The 16,066-nt window shown below is 59.0% G+C and carries 14 protein-coding genes; 9 read left to right on the plus strand and 5 right to left on the minus strand.

The features are described from left to right. Positions 1 to 66: 66 nt before the first annotated feature. Together JJQ51_RS15460 and JJQ51_RS15465 are read left to right on the plus strand one after the other, a co-directional pair. Positions 67 to 702, plus strand: a complete 636-nt coding sequence (locus JJQ51_RS15460) for a LysE family translocator (protein ID WP_269244862.1) — start codon at positions 67 to 69, stop codon at positions 700 to 702. A 134-nt stretch (positions 703 to 836) separates the two neighbouring features. Next, complete coding sequence (locus JJQ51_RS15465) at positions 837 to 2,000, plus strand: lytic transglycosylase domain-containing protein (protein WP_269244863.1); 1,164 nt, start codon at positions 837 to 839, stop codon at positions 1,998 to 2,000. 28 nt (positions 2,001 to 2,028) lie between these two features. Here JJQ51_RS15465 and JJQ51_RS15470 read toward each other — a convergent pair whose 3' ends face one another. Then, on the minus strand, positions 2,029 to 3,417 hold the full coding sequence (locus JJQ51_RS15470; RefSeq protein WP_269244864.1) for a serine hydrolase domain-containing protein: 1,389 nt from the start codon (positions 3,415 to 3,417) through the stop codon (positions 2,029 to 2,031). A 192-nt stretch (positions 3,418 to 3,609) separates the two neighbouring features. Between JJQ51_RS15470 and JJQ51_RS15475 the strand changes: the two genes are divergently transcribed. From JJQ51_RS15475 to JJQ51_RS15495, 5 genes are all read left to right on the plus strand, one after another. Beyond that, positions 3,610 to 4,857 (plus strand): DUF3419 family protein, encoded by a 1,248-nt coding sequence (locus JJQ51_RS15475; RefSeq protein WP_113390594.1) that lies wholly within the window; start codon positions 3,610 to 3,612, stop codon positions 4,855 to 4,857. Between the two features lie 50 nt (positions 4,858 to 4,907). Continuing rightward, entirely contained in the window at positions 4,908 to 5,528 is a 621-nt protein-coding gene (locus JJQ51_RS15480; RefSeq protein ID WP_173002453.1) for a class I SAM-dependent methyltransferase, read from the plus strand. Between the two features lie 214 nt (positions 5,529 to 5,742). Further along, complete coding sequence (locus tag JJQ51_RS15485; RefSeq protein WP_113332892.1) at positions 5,743 to 6,534, plus strand: glycoside hydrolase family 25 protein; 792 nt, start codon at positions 5,743 to 5,745, stop codon at positions 6,532 to 6,534. A gap of 79 nt (positions 6,535 to 6,613) precedes the next feature. Further along, entirely contained in the window at positions 6,614 to 7,858 is a 1,245-nt protein-coding gene (locus JJQ51_RS15490) for a lytic murein transglycosylase (RefSeq protein ID WP_269244865.1), read from the plus strand. Positions 7,859 to 8,001: 143 nt separating this feature from the next. Continuing rightward, the gene (locus tag JJQ51_RS15495; protein ID WP_113332891.1) at positions 8,002 to 8,928 is read left to right on the plus strand and encodes a DMT family transporter; all 927 of its coding nucleotides are present in this window, start codon (positions 8,002 to 8,004) and stop codon (positions 8,926 to 8,928) included. 413 nt (positions 8,929 to 9,341) lie between these two features. Here the strand turns inward: JJQ51_RS15495 and metF are convergent, their stop codons facing one another. The 4 genes from metF to JJQ51_RS15515 all read right to left on the minus strand — a co-directional run bounded on the left by metF (position 9,342) and on the right by JJQ51_RS15515 (position 13,986). Beyond that, positions 9,342 to 10,244, minus strand: coding sequence for a methylenetetrahydrofolate reductase [NAD(P)H] (gene metF / locus JJQ51_RS15500; RefSeq protein ID WP_269244866.1), 903 nt, complete (start codon positions 10,242 to 10,244; stop codon positions 9,342 to 9,344). Between the two features lies 1 nt (position 10,245). Then, positions 10,246 to 11,271: an ArsR/SmtB family transcription factor gene (locus JJQ51_RS15505; protein ID WP_113351950.1), complete on the minus strand. Its 1,026-nt coding sequence runs from the start codon at positions 11,269 to 11,271 to the stop codon at positions 10,246 to 10,248. Between the two features lie 193 nt (positions 11,272 to 11,464). Continuing rightward, positions 11,465 to 13,114, minus strand: coding sequence for an energy-dependent translational throttle protein EttA (gene ettA / locus JJQ51_RS15510; RefSeq protein WP_069612556.1), 1,650 nt, complete (start codon positions 13,112 to 13,114; stop codon positions 11,465 to 11,467). A 125-nt stretch (positions 13,115 to 13,239) separates the two neighbouring features. Continuing rightward, the gene (locus tag JJQ51_RS15515; protein ID WP_113351949.1) at positions 13,240 to 13,986 is read right to left on the minus strand and encodes a ribonuclease T2 family protein; all 747 of its coding nucleotides are present in this window, start codon (positions 13,984 to 13,986) and stop codon (positions 13,240 to 13,242) included. Positions 13,987 to 14,151: 165 nt separating this feature from the next. On the opposite strand from JJQ51_RS15515, the gene JJQ51_RS15520 reads away from it, so the two are divergent. Next, positions 14,152 to 15,084 carry an alpha/beta hydrolase gene (locus tag JJQ51_RS15520; protein ID WP_113351948.1) on the plus strand — a complete coding sequence of 311 codons (933 nt, stop codon included), beginning with the start codon at positions 14,152 to 14,154 and terminating at the stop codon, positions 15,082 to 15,084. Positions 15,085 to 15,103: 19 nt separating this feature from the next. Then, a complete protein-coding gene (locus JJQ51_RS15525) occupies positions 15,104 to 16,063 on the plus strand; it encodes a DMT family transporter (protein ID WP_113351947.1) in 960 nt (319 codons plus the stop codon). Positions 16,064 to 16,066: the final 3 nt, after the last annotated feature.

Consider the following 16,066-nt stretch of genomic DNA (forward strand, 5'->3'; position numbering starts at 1 on the left):
GGCGGATTGACGGATCGCAAATCCAATGTCTTTGCTGACGGCGGAAGAGGAATAGAGGAGGATTCTATGTCCATCGAAACCTGGCTCGCTTTCGCCGCCGCATCCTGCATCATGCTGGCCATACCGGGTCCGACCATTCTCCTTGTCATATCCTATGCGCTCGGCCACGGCCGCAAGACGGCCCTGGCAACGGTGACGGGCGTGACGCTTGGCGATTTCACCGCGATGACCGCATCGTTAGCCGGTCTCGGCGCCCTCCTCGCCACTTCAGCGACACTATTCACGATTCTTAAGCTGATCGGCGCAGCCTACCTCGTTTTCCTCGGAATCAAGCTCTGGAGAGCCCCGATTGTGACGGGTCCTCTAGGCGACAATGACAATCTCCCAGAGGAAAAACCGTTAAAAATTCTCTTACACGCATATATTGTAACGGCTCTCAACCCGAAGAGCATCGTCTTTTTCATTGCATTCGTTCCACAATTTCTCGACATGTCGAAGCCATTTCTTCAGCAAACGCTTATTCTGGAGGCAACTTTCCTCACTTTGGCGGCGCTGAACTCACTCATTTACATGTTTGTCGCCGACCTGGCGCGCGGCTTCATTCGCAAGGCAAGCGTGCAGCGCGCCGTTAACAGAACTGGCGGAACCCTGTTGATTGCAGCCGGCGCAGTGACCGCCGGATACCGCCGGATGGCCGCCTGAGCCGGTGCAGGGTTGCGAGGCGATCACGGATAGGTTAATGGGGATTCATAATTTTATCGATCCTGTGACCGAATTTGGCGGTCCTGTGGCCGAATTGCATCGAAATTAGGTTTGGTTTTTTCGAAAGTGACAGAATGGTAACGATCGGATTTCCCAGCCTGAAGCGCAGCGTTGCCTTATCGGCAATGATGTGCGGCGCTCTCGCCGGGTGCGCAAGCACTCAGCAGCAGCAGACGTCTCAGGCAGAACTCCCGTCGGCACACGCCAACGTGCCGCATCCGAATACGACCCTGACCGCAACTGGCGCAGCAGCACCTGCAGGCGCCGCAATGGTCGCAGCAGCACCGGGCTTCATCGGCCCGCAGCAGCCGCAACAAATGGCAATGGCAAAGTCCGGCCGTCTTGTTCCGGGCACTGCAAACGTGGCAGCAGCAACGGTAAGCCAGCAGCAGATGGATGCCGCACAGGGACGCTTCGGCGCGCCTGTGGCGAACGCTGCCAATCAGGGAACCGCCGCAATTGCTGCAGCAACGGGCGCGCCCGCCGGCAGCACGTCAGCCGCAGCGGCCTATGCAGCATCCGACGTGCCCCTGGTGCCTTCCGTGGTCGCGATCCCCATGCCCAATCCGGCACGCCCCGGCGATGCTGCCCTCACGCCAGTTTCCGCCTCCGTGGCTCAGAGCGAGCCGACCATTCCGATGACATCGGATGTGGCAGCCATTCAGGTTGCCGTGCCGACGCCGCGTCCGAATTCGATGGCACAGGCAGAGGTCGCCTTCGCCACGCCCGCCCAGATGGGCATTCCGCGCTATGCGGACAACCGCATGCATTATGACTTCAATTTCGACAGCAGCGGTCCGACGGTCGTTCCTGCTGTCATGACCACCACCAACACTCCCAATTACGATTCCGATGTCCCGGCGGCGGAGAAGGGCTACGTTTCGAAGCTCATTCAGAAATACGCCAAGCTCTACGAAATTCCGGAATCCCTGATCCATCGCGTCGTTCACCGCGAAAGCCGTTACAATCCGAAAGCCTATAATCGCGCCGGATATTTCGGCCTGATGCAGATCAAGTACAATACGGCCAAGTCCATGGGCTACGAAGGCCCGCCGTCCGGTCTCCTCGACGCCGAAACCAACATCAAATACGCCGCCAAATATCTGCGCGGTGCCTGGATGACGGCGGACAGCAAGGCTCAGAACAAGGAAGCCAATGCCGTGCAGCTCTATGCCCGTGGCTATTATTACGACGCCAAGCGCAAGGGCCTGACGGACGTCGCCAACGGCAATTACTGATTTTACCAAAACCTTATGAGAAGCCGGCCTAGTTCGTGGCCGGCTTTATTATATCGATGATCCGCTTCACCAGGATTTGCGGTCGATAATACGCCCAGGTCGGCGTCAACCCCATCCGCACGACAACGAGATTGGCCGACGGGACGATTGCGATCGTTTGGCCGTCGTGGCCGGTCATCCAGAAGGTATCCGCAGGCAGGCCAAATTGCGCATTGGAGCCGCCAGGGCCTGCAAGCCAGGCCTGAACCTGCGAGTAAACGCCCTCGGAAGCCTTTGTCGGTGTCCGCATGGCGCCGACAAATCCTTCCGGCAGCAAGCGGTGCCCATTCCAGACCCCATCCTGCAGCAAAAAGAGACCAAAGCGCGCCCAGTCCCGTGCATTGGCATAGAGATAGGAGCTGCCGACGAAAGTGCCGCGCTCATCGGCCTCGAAAACGGCGCTGTACATGCCGAGCGGCCCGAAAAGCGCCTCGCGCGGATAGGAGATGGCAGCGCTCAGATTGGGCAGCCGGTTCATCCAGAGGCGCGAAAGCAGCGCTGCCGTACCGCTGGAATAGCTGAAACGCTCGCCGGGCGCAGCCAACTGATGCGCGTTGGCTGCGATACTGGTCACGTCCGGATCGAGATAGAGCATGCGTGTAACGTCCGATACGGTGCCATAGGATTCGTTGAAGGCAAGGCCGCTCTCCATGGCAAGAAGATCGCTGAGCTTGATATCCTTGCGTGGGTCCACGCTCCATTGCGGCAGAAGATTCTGATCGTCGAAGGACATACGCCCGGCCAGCATGAGCCGGCCGATGATGGCGGCATTGACCGTCTTGGTCATCGACCAGCCGATCAGCGGCGTTGCCTTGCTGAAGCCATCGCCATAGGACTCGGCGACAATGCGCCCGTCCTTGACGACAACGATCGCGCGCATGGCAGGCCCGGCGAGATCCAGATTCGATACGATATCGGCGAGCTTCTTCCCGACATCGCCCTGACCGAGGTTTACCGTATCCCCATCCGGCCACACAGCGTCGCTCTTCGGCGCCTTGACCTTGTTGAGGAAGACGGCGCTGCGGGCCGCCTGCAGATCACCGTCCGGCACCAGCGCGCAGCCGAGCGCCCCCCGATAGAGCGCACGGTTCGGCGCAAACAGTCCAAGGAAGCGGGCCGTGACCACGCCCTCGTCCCGGTCGACATAGACGCGAATGAGCTTCAATGCCGGATTGCCGGGAGCCTGCACATCCTCCTCCATCACTTTTTCCGGGTCCCGTTTGGCCACGAACGTATTGGAGCAGACGATCTTTGCCGCGTAGCCATCGCCAACCTTCAGCAATTCCGGCGGGTAAAGAGAGAGCCAGACGGCCCCGCCGGCGACAATGATCAGCAGCAGAACAACCAGAGCCGCGATCACTCTCGATATCAAACGCATATTACATACCCTCCAGAAAGGTAGGCGGAGACAATCAGGAAACGCAGCAAGATGAAAGACCTATGATGGTCAGGGCTCCTTAAATATGCGCAAGGATGCTTTTCCGCCGGATCTGCCAACAGCCCGCGTCATCAGACTGTAGCATTGCCGGGTTACACGCCCTGAACTTCACAAATCGGTGACAAGACTCAGATGACGGAATTCGCCCCGGATGCCGGTCTCCAAAAGAACCGGAAACTCAAGGACGCTCTGCTGCAGCACAAGGCATTGTCCAAAGCGGGTCTCTCCGAGCGCTTGTTCGGAATGCTGTTTTCCGGCCTTGTCTATCCGCAGATCTGGGAGGATCCGGATATCGATATGGAGGCGATGGAGCTGCAGGCGCATCATCGCATCGTCACCATCGGTTCGGGCGGCTGCAACATGCTCGCCTACCTCTCGCAAAATCCCGCATCCATCGATGTCGTCGATCTCAATCGCCACCACATTGCCCTGAACAAGCTGAAGCTTGCAGCCTTCCGCCTGCTTCCCGGCCATGCGGACCTGGTGCGCTTCTTCGGAACGCCCGGCATCGCGGCCAATAGCCAAGCCTACGATCAGTTCATCGCGCCTCGCCTCGACGCGGCAACGGCGGACTACTGGAATGGTCGCGATCTCTATGGCCGCCGCCGCATCACGGTCTTCAACCGCAATATCTACAAGACCGGCCTTCTCGGCCGGTTCATTGGTGCCGCCCATATACTGGCACGCCTGCACGGCGTCCGCCTCGACAAGATGACGGAAGCCCGCACGATGCGCGAGCAGCGTCAGTTCTTTGAAGAGGAGATCGCTCCGATCTTTGACAAGCGAGCGGTCCGCTGGCTGCTCGGCCGCAAAAGCTCGCTCTTCGGCCTCGGCATCCCGCCGCAGCAATATGACGAACTTGCAAGCCTGGCCGGTGACGATTCCATTTCCGCCGTGCTGAAACACCGCCTGGAAAAGCTAGCCTGTCACTTCCCGATGCGTGACAACTACTTCGCCTGGCAGGCATTCTCGCGACGCTACGCTGCCCAGCACCAAGGCCCCCTGCCCACCTATCTCAAGCCGGAGCACTATGCGGCGATTCGCGCCAATGCCGATCGTGTGAGCGTCCATCACGCCAATTTCACCGAGCTTCTCGCTTCGAAGCCGGCAGCCTCGCGCGATCGCTATGTCCTGCTCGATGCGCAGGACTGGATGACCGATGAGCAGCTCAATGGCCTCTGGGCGGAGATTACCCGCACGGCACGCGAAGACGCCCGCGTCATCTTCCGCACGGCCGCCGAAAAGAGCATCATTGAGGGCCGCCTCTCTCCAGCGATCCGCGATCAGTGGGTCTATTTCGAAGAACGCTCACAGGAACTCAACACCCGTGACCGTTCGGCCATCTACGGCGGCTTCCATATCTACGGAAAAAAAGCGTGAGCCAGGCGGATACAGGCATAGAAACCAGCGCGAAAAACCACGCCAAGCTGATGGACGGCATGTACCGCTATCAGCGTCACATCTATGATCTGACCCGCAAATATTACCTGTTCGGCCGCGATCGGACCATCGAACAGCTGAATGTGCCCGTCGGTGGCTCCCTCCTGGAAGTGGGCTGCGGCACAGGCCGCAATATGCTGCTCGCCTATCGGCGCTTCCCGTCCGCTCACCTCTATGGCCTCGATATCTCGCAGGAAATGCTGATCTCGGCACGCAGTAACTTCCGTGGCCTGAAACAGATGCCGGATTTTCGCGTCGCCGACGCTACAGCCTTTTCACCCGCCGATTTCGGCACCGATGGCTTCGACCGTGTGATGATCTCCTACGCGCTCTCGATGATCCCCGACTGGACAAGGGCTATCGACGCGTCGCTCGACGCAGTCGCGCAGGGCGGCGAGCTTCACATCGTCGATTTCGGCCAGCAGGAGGGATTGCCGGGCTGGTTCCGCGCCATGCTCAAAGGCTGGCTGAAGAAATTCCACGTCACTCCGCGCGCCGATCTTCTGACGGTGCTCGAAGAGAAGGCTGCAGCGCGAGGCATGTCGGTGAAAACCGAAAGAATCGGCCGCGGTTACGCCTGGCGAGCCGTGGCGGCACGGCACGCCGCCTGAGTGCCGATGGATTCCAGCGCAAAATCCGGCCTCGTAAGACACCAAGCATAAGAATTTGCTTGAAGATAACGCATTTTTTACGTTGATATGGTGAATAAAGTGGCAAGACCAGCTGGCAACGGTATGGTCTGCCGCTCTTTCGGATTATCGGGGACCATATTACGGAAGCCAAGTCTTGGGGCAGCAAGATCACTCGCGCCATAACAGGATATCTATGCGCCGGCTTCTGGCATGCCTACTGCCGCTCGCTCTTGCCTTGACTGGCTGCACGACGGGCTATGATGCCCTGTCGACGGCGGCCCTCCCCAAGACCAGGTTCGCCGATACGAAGCCACAAGATTTCGGCCGCGATCACCCGCAGCGCCATCCCATCCATGGCATCGATATTTCCAAGTGGCAGGGCGATATCGATTGGAAAGCCGTCAAGGGTTCTGGCGTGGCTTTCGTCTTCATCAAGGCGACAGAAGGCAAGGACCGGATCGATCCGCGTTTCACTGAATATTGGAATGAAGCGAGCGCCGCGGGACTTCTGCATGCGCCTTATCATTTCTTCTATTTCTGCTCCACTGCCGATGAGCAGGCCGATTGGTTCATCCGTAACGTGCCGAGGGATGCCATGGCGCTTCCGCCCGTCGTCGACGTCGAATGGAATCCCGGCTCCCCCACCTGCAAGACCAGACCAGCTCCCGAGACCGTACGTAGCGAGATCAAACGCTTTATGGATCGCCTGCAGGCCTATTACGGCAAGCGCCCGATCATCTATACTTCGGTCGACTTCCATCGTGAAAATCTAGTCGGCTATTTCCAGGACTATCATTTCTGGGTCCGATCCGTCGCCAAGCACCCGAAAGAGACTTACGCAGGTCGCAACTGGGCTTTCTGGCAATACACATCTACGGGGGTCATTCCGGGGATCAAAGGCCCGACAGACATCAATGTTTTCGGCGGTTCTGAGCAGAACTGGCAAAACTGGGTGGCCGCAGTAGAGAAGCAGGGAAATTCTTAATACTGAGCCCATTTCACTCTTGCTTATGTCACAATCTTCTGTGAAAGCGACCCTATTCTATCACTAGGAAGGATCGCTCATGGATCGTCACACCATTCGACGCGGCGCTCTCGCGTTGCTCTTCGCCTCAGCCATGACCGGTACGGCATTGGCTCAAAGCGCGGTTCCGGCAACGGTGCCGCCCGCGAGCAGCGATGCCACTCCAAAAGTAGCCTGCGGCGGCGATCTCACGACATTTCTGGCCGGCGTGAAGGCCGAAGCGATTGCGGACGGCGCGGATGCTGCAGCTGCCGACAAGACGCTCGCCGGCGCCCAGATCGACCAGAAGGTTCTTGCCATGGACCGCAGCCAGGGCGTCTTCCGTCAAACCTTCCTCGAATTCTCCCAGCGCACCGTCAGCCAGGGTCGCCTCGACATCGGCCGCCAGAAGATGAAGCAATATGCCGACATCTTCGCCAAGGCCGAACAGGACTATGGCGTGCCTCCCGGCGTCATCACCGCCTTCTGGGCGATGGAAACCGATTTCGGCGCCGTCCAGGGCAATTTCAACACCCGCAACGCGCTGGTCACTCTCTCGCATGATTGCCGCCGGCCGGACTTCTTCCGCCCGCGCCTGATCGCGCTGATCGAGCTCGTCCAGCGCGGCGATGTCGACCCGGCAACGACGACGGGTGCGTGGGCCGGCGAAATCGGCCAGACACAAATGCTGCCGCCCGATATCATCGCTTATGGCACGGATGGCGATGGCGACGGCCATGTCAACCTCAAGACCAGCGCACCTGACGTCATTCTGACGACAGCGCGATTCCTCCAGCATCTCGGCTTCCAGCGCGGTCAGCCCTGGCTGCAGGAGGTGACGGTTCCGGACAATCTTCCCTGGGAAAAATCCGGCATCGGCGGCCCGCTGACCGCGGGCGATTGGTTCAAGCTCGGCGTCACCCCCCGCGACGGCAATACGAGCTTCGGCTCCCTGCCGGCTGCTCTCATCCTGCCACAGGGTCGCAAGGGGCCTGCCTTCCTGACCTATCCGAACTACAATACCTATCTCGGCTGGAACCAGTCGTTTATCTACACGACCTCGGCCGCCTATTTCGCGACGCGCTTTGCCGGCGCCCCGCCCTATAACAAGGGCAATCCCGAGCCGGGCCTGAACGATGTAGACATGAAGGCGCTTCAGACTAAGCTCGTGGCCCGCGGCTACGACGTCGGCAAGATTGATGGCATCCTCGGCTCCGGCACGCGTGTCGCGATCCAGAAGGAACAGTTCCGCCTGGGTATGCCGGCCGATGGCTGGGCAACGACAGCACTGCTCAACGCACTCTGATTTCCTCCATATATCGATCGAAAAAGGCGGCTCCAGGCCGCCTTTTTTGTATCTGCTCCCCTCACGCCCATGGGCAAAATAGCAAGAAACGGGTGGAGAACCCGCACTCTTCCGGTTTAGATGCATCGAAAGAGGAGAATGCCATGAACGGCCAACATCGAATGAACGCCTCGACCTGGGGCCTGCTGCTATTGCTCGGATTGATCTGGGGTGGTTCGTTCTTCTTCGCCCGTATCGCCGTTCATCATGTGCCGCCCTTCACGCTCGTCTTTCTGCGCCTTTCGCTGGCAGCCGTGGCATTGCATCTCTATCTGGCTGGTCGCCTCAACATCTATCAGTCCCTGCGCCGCTATTGGCCGCAATTTTTGCTGCTGGGCTTAATCAACAATGCGATACCGCATACGCTGATCTTCTGCGGCCAGACGCAAATGGGTGCCGGGCTCGCATCCATCCTGAACGCGACGACGCCGATGTGGACCGTGTTGATCGGCAATCAGCTAACAACGGATGAGCGCCTGACATCGGCCAAGCTGGTCGGCTGCCTCACCGGCCTTCTCGGAACGATCGTGTTGCTCGGACCGAGCGTTACCAGCGGCGGCTCGGTCCCCCTCTGGGCACTCTTATTGCCGATCTTGGCAGCAATCTCCTACGGATTTGCAGCGATTTATGCCAAACGCTTCAAGGGCATCGCGCCGCCGGTTGTGGCAGCGGGCCAGTTGACAGGCTCCTCGCTCATCATGCTGCCGGTTGCGCTGGTGATCGATCAACCTTGGATGCTTGCCACCCCGCCGGTGACGGCAATTGCAGCCATTCTCGGCCTGGCGCTGCTGTCGACTGCTTTCGCCTACATCCTCTATTTTCGCATCATCGAACTTGCAGGCGCCACCAACACCTCCCTCGTCACTCTGCTCGTGCCGCCGAGCGCGTTATTGCTCGGCTTCCTCTTTCTCGGCGAGCGAATGGGGCCGACCGAAATCGCTGGCATGCTGCTCATCGCCGCAGGTCTGCTCGTCCTCGATGGGCGGCTTTTCATGTGGATGAAACGCGGCGTCAAAACGCGGGAAATATGATCTCCTGCTCCATTCAGATGGTCCGCAGTCACAACATATTAATATTTATTCACAGCCCGTCATCGAGCCAGCAATCGACATTTATAACGCAATATCAAAATGTTGCCGAAAGCTCATGAATCACACCGCGAATTCGATACCGCGCCGCAGCATCGAATGTTCTTTCCAAGCAACACATTTTCGACATAAAATTTAACGGCTGACTGAGGAGGAAGACATGGGATTAACGCGATCCATCAACGTCCTAGTGGTCGGTGCGGCCTTCGCTTTCGTCGTGACGATGCTCTTCATCTGACGGCTTCGGCGAAATACGCAAACGACCAAACTCCGAAAAGCTAACAAAACCTCTGTTTCATTAGAAAAGCGCATGCCCCGCCGGACATGCGCTTTTTCATGAGTTCGCGCGACGTACTTTAGGCGGCCGCCCCGGCCCGCGCATCCACCTTGCGCTCAAGGCCCAGCCGTTCAAGCACGGCGGAAACCAGTGCCGAACGATTCATCGTATAGAGATGAAACTCGTGAATACCACGGCGCACCAGATCCTGGATCTGCTCGGCGGCCACATCAGCTGCGACCTTGGCGCGCTCCTCGACATCCTCGTCCAAACCATCAAAACGCTCGTCCAGCCAGGCCGGAATATTCGTGCCGCAGGCGCCGGCGAAGCGCTTGAGTTGCGTCAGGTTCTGGATCGGCATGATGCCCGGCACAACGGGAATCCTGATGCCGGCGGCGCGAACGCGATCGTGATAACGCTCGAAGGCATCATTATCGAAGAAGAACTGCGTCAGGGCCCGGTCGGCACCATTGTCCGCCTTGCGCTTCAGCATATCGATATCGGCTGCCGTATCGCGGCTTTCCGGATGCTTTTCAGGATAGGCAGAGACGGAAATATCAAAATCGCCGCGCTCGCGCAAAGCCTGCACCAGTTCCGCAGCATTGGCATAGCCGCCCGGATGAGGCTGATAGGCCGCGCCGACACCACCCGGCGGATCGCCGCGCAGCGCGACGAAACGGCGAACGCCGGTAGCCAGAAACTCGTCGATCACCCGATGCGTGTCCTCACGCGTGGCACCTACGCAGGTCAGATGCGATGCGGTCGTGAACGGCGTCTCATGGATCATCTTACGCACGGCAGAAAGCGTCGGCGCTTTGGTCGAACCGCCTGCCCCATACGTAACCGAAACAAACTCAACGTCCCAATCGCTGAGCTCCTCGACGGTGTTCCACAGCTGCTGCTCGGCCTCCTCCGACTTCGGAGGAAAGAACTCAAAGGAGATGCGGATACCCGCGTTATGGCTTTCTGAGCTCGAAGACATATCATACTCTCCCGGCAAAAATGGGGGATGACTGGTGGCCCTGGTCGGACGCAATCAGCAACCGCGGGTCGCGCGCCAGCCAGATGGTCACGGTCAGCGCCTGACCGCCTTCCCTCCCCGAATGAAGATCCTGCACGCGCTCCACATCCAGCCCCGCCAGTTTCAGCCAATCCGACATGGTCTGATGCGAGAAGCCGAGACGCAGATGCGCATGCTCGTCACGCAGATATTCAAGCCCGTGCGGCGCGAGGTCGATGATGACAAGCCGGCCGCCGGGCCGCAGCATTCGCGCCGCCTCATTAATGGCAACCTCCGGCTGATCAAGGAAGTGCAGCACCTGATGGATGGTAATGAGATCGAAATCCTGCTGCTCGAGCGGCAGGTTGAAAATATCGCCATGCCGCACCGAGGCGGCGGTGATATTGGCCCGGTCGAGATTGGCGCGGGCAACGGCCAGCATGTCCCGGCTGGCATCGATGCCGACGGCGCGGCGATAGTGGCCGGCCAGGAGCTGCAGCATCCGGCCCGTACCCGTGCCGAGATCGAGGAAGGAGTCGATCGGCTGCGGACCGATGAGATCGATCAGCGCCTTGTCGACATCCTCGTCGGCGACATGGAGGCGACGCAACTCATCCCACTCGGCGGCATTCCGGCTGAAATAGGCCTGGGCGCGCTCGGCGCGAACACGCTTTACGGAGGCGAGACGTTCCCCGTCACGCAGCAGCACCGTATCCTTTTCGGCGGTATGGCGCAGCAGGCTGCGGGCCAGCGTCACGGCCTTGCCCTCCTGCTTCAGCCGGAAGTAAGCCCAGGCGCCTTCCTGATAACGATCAATCAGACCGGCTTCACCGAGCAGCTTCAAATGCCGGGAAATGCGCGGCTGCGACTGGCCAAGTATTTCGGTAAGATCAGTCACCGTGAGATCGCCGGCAGCGAGAAGCGCCAGAAGACGCAGCCTAGTCGGCTCGCCGACCGCCTTCAGCACGTCTACTACGTCATCCAAGCCGAGTTTAACCAGATCCGTCATTTCGCACCCAATCAAGATATAAAGATATCTTTATGTGATTTGAATGAACTCTGCAAGGGCTAATCACCGAAGACGCCGGCCGGGCGTCGGAAATCTGTTAGTTTTTGTCGGCTGGGGAATATCTGCGCCCTATCCCAAGGCAAAGAAAAACCCCGGACGTGCCGGGGTTCCCCATGACGGAAAGACAGCAAACTTATCGTGTCAGGCGCTTGTGTGCTTGGCTGCCCGGATTGAGAGCATCGGGACCGAGGCGGCGGACCTTGTCCTGTTCGTAATCTTCGAAATTGCCTTCGAACCATTCGACATGGCCGTCACCTTCAAAGGCTAGGATATGCGTGGCCAGGCGGTCGAGGAACATGCGATCGTGGCTGATGATGATCGCGCAGCCGGCGAAGTTTTCGAGCGCGCTTTCCAGCGCCCCCAGCGTTTCCGTATCGAGGTCGTTGGTCGGTTCGTCGAGCAGAAGCACGTTGCCGCCGGACTTCAGCATCTTGGCCAGGTGCACGCGGTTGCGCTGGCCGCCAGAGAGACTGCCGACCTTCTGCTGCTGGTCGCCGCCCTTGAAGTTAAAGGCGCCGCAATAGGCGCGCGAGTTCATGTCGAACTTGCCGAGCTTGATGATTTCGGCGCCGCCGGAGATTTCCTCCCATACCGTCTTATTGCCATCAAGCGCGTCGCGGCTCTGGTCGACATAGCTGAGATGCACCGTCTCGCCGATGCGGATCGAGCCGGAATCCGGCTTTTCCTGGCCGGTGATCATCTTGAACAGGGTCGTCTTGCCGGCGCCGTTCGGGCCGATGATGCCGACGATGCCGCCGGGCGGCAGCTTGATCGACAGATCGTTGATCAGCGTACGGCCTTCGAAGCCCTTGGTGATGCCCTCCATCTCGATCACCACCTGGCCGAGACGCTCGCTGACCGGAATGATGATCTGCGCATCACCGGGACGCTGATTTTCAGCAGCATCGACCAGCTGTTCGTAAGCGTTGATACGCGCCTTGGACTTGGCCTGACGGGCCTTGGGGCTGGAGGCGATCCATTCCTGTTCGCGGCTGATCGCCTTCTGGCGGCCAGCTTCTTCGCGGGCTTCCTGCAGCATGCGCTTGGCCTTGGCCTGCAGATAGGCGGAGTAGTTGCCTTCGTATGGAATGCCGCGGCCGCGGTCGAGTTCGAGAATCCAGCCGGTAACATTGTCGAGGAAGTAGCGGTCGTGGGTGATCATCATCACTGCACCCGGATAGTCGCGCAGGTGCTTTTCCAGCCAGGCAATGGTCTCAGCGTCGAGATGGTTGGTCGGTTCGTCGAGCAGCAGCAGGTCCGGCTGCGAGAGAAGCAGGCGGCAAAGTGCGATACGGCGGCGCTCACCGCCGGAAAGGCTGGTGACTTCGGCATCGCGCGGCGGGCAGCGCAATGCGTCCATCGCCATTTCCACCTGGCTTTCCAGATCCCAGAGGTTCTGGCTGTCGATGATGTCCTGGAGCTTAGCGCCCTCTTCCGCCGTCTCGTCGGAATAGTTCATCATCAATTCGTTGTAGCGATTGAGGATTTCGGTTTTCTTGGCAACGCCTTCCATGACGTTTTCGAAAACCGTCTTGTTGGGATCGAGCTGCGGCTCCTGCGGCAGATAGCCGATGGTGGCGCCTTCCGCGAGCCAGGCTTCGCCGGTATATTCCTTGTCGAGGCCGGCCATGATGCGTAGCACGGTCGACTTACCTGCACCGTTCGGACCGAGAATACCGATCTTGGCATCGGGGTAGAAGGAGAGATGGATATTCTCGAGAATTTTCTTGGCGCCATAGGACTTATTCAGACCGGCCATATGATAAATGAACTGACGTGCCATAGCTTGGGTTGCTCCACGGACGAATAGCGTTGCGAGTTGTGCCGCTATGTAGGGGAAACCCTGCCCTCGGGCAACGGCGAAACCTCGTCCGAGGGCATTATCCGCGTCAGAAAAGCCGTATTTTCTCAGAAGCCGGCCGCGTCCACCACGCCCCGGTCGCAGCCGAAGGAGGTGCTGCCGGCACCTTGGATCAGTTTGGCGAGCCGCAGCTCACTGCCTTGTTGCGGATCGATCGCATCCTCCGAGAGGCCGATGGTCAGCTCTGAAATCATCCTGACATCGCCAACACGGCGGCAGCTCATCTTGATGCGGGCATTGGCGCCCTCGCCGAAACTCTGGTCAAAAGCAGCCTTGATGCTCTCGGCATCCAGCTCCTTGCCGATATTTTGCGCGAAGAGATCGCGCACAGCAGATGTATTGAGCTCGGCGATCAGGCCAGCGGCGATGGAGAAATATTGATCCGCACTCAGCTTCGTGCAGGTGCCGTGCTTGATCCATTCATGCCTTTCCAGGCCCGACTGTGTGCCCGGCATTACCTTGTCAAGCTTTACCTTCACGTCTTGGGAAAGCTGTACCGCCGGCAGGTCCTTCCAGTCACGGCCACGATCCGCCTGTTTCAGATCCTCGGAAACATCGCAATATTCCTGCCGCATCGGCCAGAGACCATGCAGGGAGAAATTCGTCGCGTCATGATTGTTCGACGACTGGTTTCGGCATTCCGCCTTCTTCTGGTTCGTCTGACAAAATGCCGGCTCCCAGCTTGCCGCCAGGATAAAGCGCGTCCGTCCACGGCTATGCTCCTGCGCCATAGCGCTTGCCGCCGCCCCGACCGAAACGAGCACAACCGTAAATACCCGAAGCCACTGCTTCATGCGTACCTCCAACTAGAACATTATAGGAACAAATAAGCAGTTTGAGCGAGCGGGCGCAATCCTGAATCGCAGCGCTCGGAAAGATTTATTTCTGTGAGCTTTACTACCTATCCATTGCAATCGGGCGGATGATAACCTTTCGTCCAACTGGGGAGGAACGAATATATGTTCGCCGAGACGAAGCGCCTGAAAAGTCCGACGGGCGCTACCCTTGCCTACCATCATTTGCCGGCGGCAACCGATGCTCGCGGCGTCCTGCTGATATCGCACGGTCTTGCCGAGCATTCCCGCCGATACGGGGCCTTTGCCGATGCGATGGCGGGCCAAGGCTTCCATGTCTATGCCCACGATCATCGCGGCCATGGCGAGACCACCGCCCCTGACGCGCCGATCGGCCGCTTTGCCCGGAGAAATGGTGTCGAACAGGTGATCACCGATGTGCTCGCCATGCGCGAGCTTGCCGCAAGTACCCATCCCGGCCTGCCGATCATCCTTTTCGGGCATTCCATGGGTGGATTGATCAGCCTGAACACCGTCGTCACGCATTCGGACAAGTTCGATGCGGTCACCGTCTGGAATTCCAATTTTAATCCGGGACTCGCCGGCCGCGCCGCCCAGCTCATCTTGAAAACGGAGCGCATGTTCAAGGGATCGGACGTCCCGAGCGGGCCGCTGCCGAAACTGACCTTCGGCACCTGGGGTAAATCGATCAGCAACCGTCGCACGGATTTCGACTGGCTCTCGCGTATTCCTGGGCAGGTGGACAAATATATCGCTGATCCGCTTTGCGGCTTCGATGCCTCGGTCTCGCTCTGGCTCGACCTGTTCGAACTTACCTTCCGCGCACCACAGAAGGCGCATCTCGATCGTCTCCGCCGCGATATGCCGATTCATCTCGTCGGCGGCGGCAAGGATCCGGCAACCGACAATGCGAAAGCGATTTCCTGGCTGGCAAAGCATTTGAAAAAAGCCGGCTTCTCTCGTATCACCACCGAGATCTATCCCGACATGCGGCACGAGACGCTTAACGAAATCGGTGCCGAGGAAGCTATCTCCCGCTTTGCCGACTGGTGCAGAACGGCGGTAGCAAAGACCTGATTCTCAAGGAAATTCTGCAATGAACACCCCCAGCGGCTCCTCGGTCCGATTGCAGCAATCTGAGCTGACCTTCGGCCTGTCGATGATGTTTTTATCCGTCGTCCTCTCGCCGGTCATGGATATCTTCTCCAAACTCGCGGCAACCACCATTCCGCCGGCGGAAGTCACCGCTGCACGCTTCATCTTTCAGTCGCTCTTTGCCCTGCCCATGATGGCCTTGCGCGGACAGTGGGGCGTATGGTCGTGGCGCCATAGCGGCGTGCACGCGATCCGCGCCGCCCTTTTAACGCTGTCCATGGTCTCGTTCGTGACCGCGCTGCAAGTCATGGAAGTGGCCGATGCCATTGCCATCTTTTTCGTCGAGCCGATGATGCTCACCATCCTCAGCAGTATATTCCTCAAGGAAACCATTGGCTGGCGTCGTTACACGGCCTGCGCAGTCGGCTTTCTTGGTGCCATGCTGATCATCCAGCCGAGCTTTCAGGAAGTCGGTTTCGTTGCCCTGCTGCCCGTCGTCACGGCACTCTGCGTTGCGGTTTATGTGATGATCACGCGCGTCGTCTCCCACACCGAAGATGCGTGGCCGCTGCAGTTCCAAACGGGACTATGGGGTATAGGCTTCAGTCTGATCTTGCTTGGCATCGGCAAGGCGACGGGATCTGTAATCCTTTATCCGGTTATTCCAGATCTGACAGCAATGCTCTATTTGCTCGGCGTCGGCGCGACTGCGGCCGCCTCCGGCATCCTAACAGTCTATGCCTATCGCGCAGTACAAGCTTCGACGCTCGCGCCGCTGCAGTATTTCGAGATCGTTTCGGCAACGATCTTCGGCTGGCTCGTCTTCGACAATTTCCCGGATGCGATCAAATGGCTCGGCATCCTCATCATCATCGGCTCGGGGCTTTATATTCTCTGGCGCGAGCGGCGCTTTGCTTCCAAACCCGTATCCGATACATCTGAAACAGCATTCACGCCCTAAGCG

The sequence above is a fragment of the Rhizobium sp. AG207R genome (assembly GCF_027109195.1).
GTDB classification, from domain to species: domain Bacteria; phylum Pseudomonadota; class Alphaproteobacteria; order Rhizobiales; family Rhizobiaceae; genus Rhizobium; species Rhizobium dioscoreae.

Excerpts from the sequence above, each read along its gene's own strand:
- JJQ51_RS15520 (WP_113351948.1), top strand. The coding sequence starts at position 14,152 with ATGTTCGCCGAGACGAAGCGCCTGAAAAGTCCGACGGGCGCTACCCTT.
- JJQ51_RS15515 (WP_113351949.1), bottom strand. The coding sequence starts at position 13,986 with ATGAAGCAGTGGCTTCGGGTATTTACGGTTGTGCTCGTTTCGGTCGGG.
- JJQ51_RS15475 (WP_113390594.1), top strand. The coding sequence starts at position 3,610 with ATGACGGAATTCGCCCCGGATGCCGGTCTCCAAAAGAACCGGAAACTC.
- JJQ51_RS15505 (WP_113351950.1), bottom strand. The coding sequence starts at position 11,271 with ATGACGGATCTGGTTAAACTCGGCTTGGATGACGTAGTAGACGTGCTG.
- JJQ51_RS15490 (WP_269244865.1), top strand. The coding sequence starts at position 6,614 with ATGGATCGTCACACCATTCGACGCGGCGCTCTCGCGTTGCTCTTCGCC.
- JJQ51_RS15460 (WP_269244862.1), top strand. The coding sequence starts at position 67 with ATGTCCATCGAAACCTGGCTCGCTTTCGCCGCCGCATCCTGCATCATG.
- JJQ51_RS15470 (WP_269244864.1), bottom strand. The coding sequence starts at position 3,417 with ATGCGTTTGATATCGAGAGTGATCGCGGCTCTGGTTGTTCTGCTGCTG.
- metF (WP_269244866.1), bottom strand. The coding sequence starts at position 10,244 with ATGTCTTCGAGCTCAGAAAGCCATAACGCGGGTATCCGCATCTCCTTT.
- JJQ51_RS15495 (WP_113332891.1), top strand. The coding sequence starts at position 8,002 with ATGAACGGCCAACATCGAATGAACGCCTCGACCTGGGGCCTGCTGCTA.
- JJQ51_RS15480 (WP_173002453.1), top strand. The coding sequence starts at position 4,908 with ATGGACGGCATGTACCGCTATCAGCGTCACATCTATGATCTGACCCGC.
- JJQ51_RS15465 (WP_269244863.1), top strand. The coding sequence starts at position 837 with ATGGTAACGATCGGATTTCCCAGCCTGAAGCGCAGCGTTGCCTTATCG.
- JJQ51_RS15485 (WP_113332892.1), top strand. The coding sequence starts at position 5,743 with ATGCGCCGGCTTCTGGCATGCCTACTGCCGCTCGCTCTTGCCTTGACT.
- JJQ51_RS15525 (WP_113351947.1), top strand. The coding sequence starts at position 15,104 with ATGAACACCCCCAGCGGCTCCTCGGTCCGATTGCAGCAATCTGAGCTG.
- ettA (WP_069612556.1), bottom strand. The coding sequence starts at position 13,114 with ATGGCACGTCAGTTCATTTATCATATGGCCGGTCTGAATAAGTCCTAT.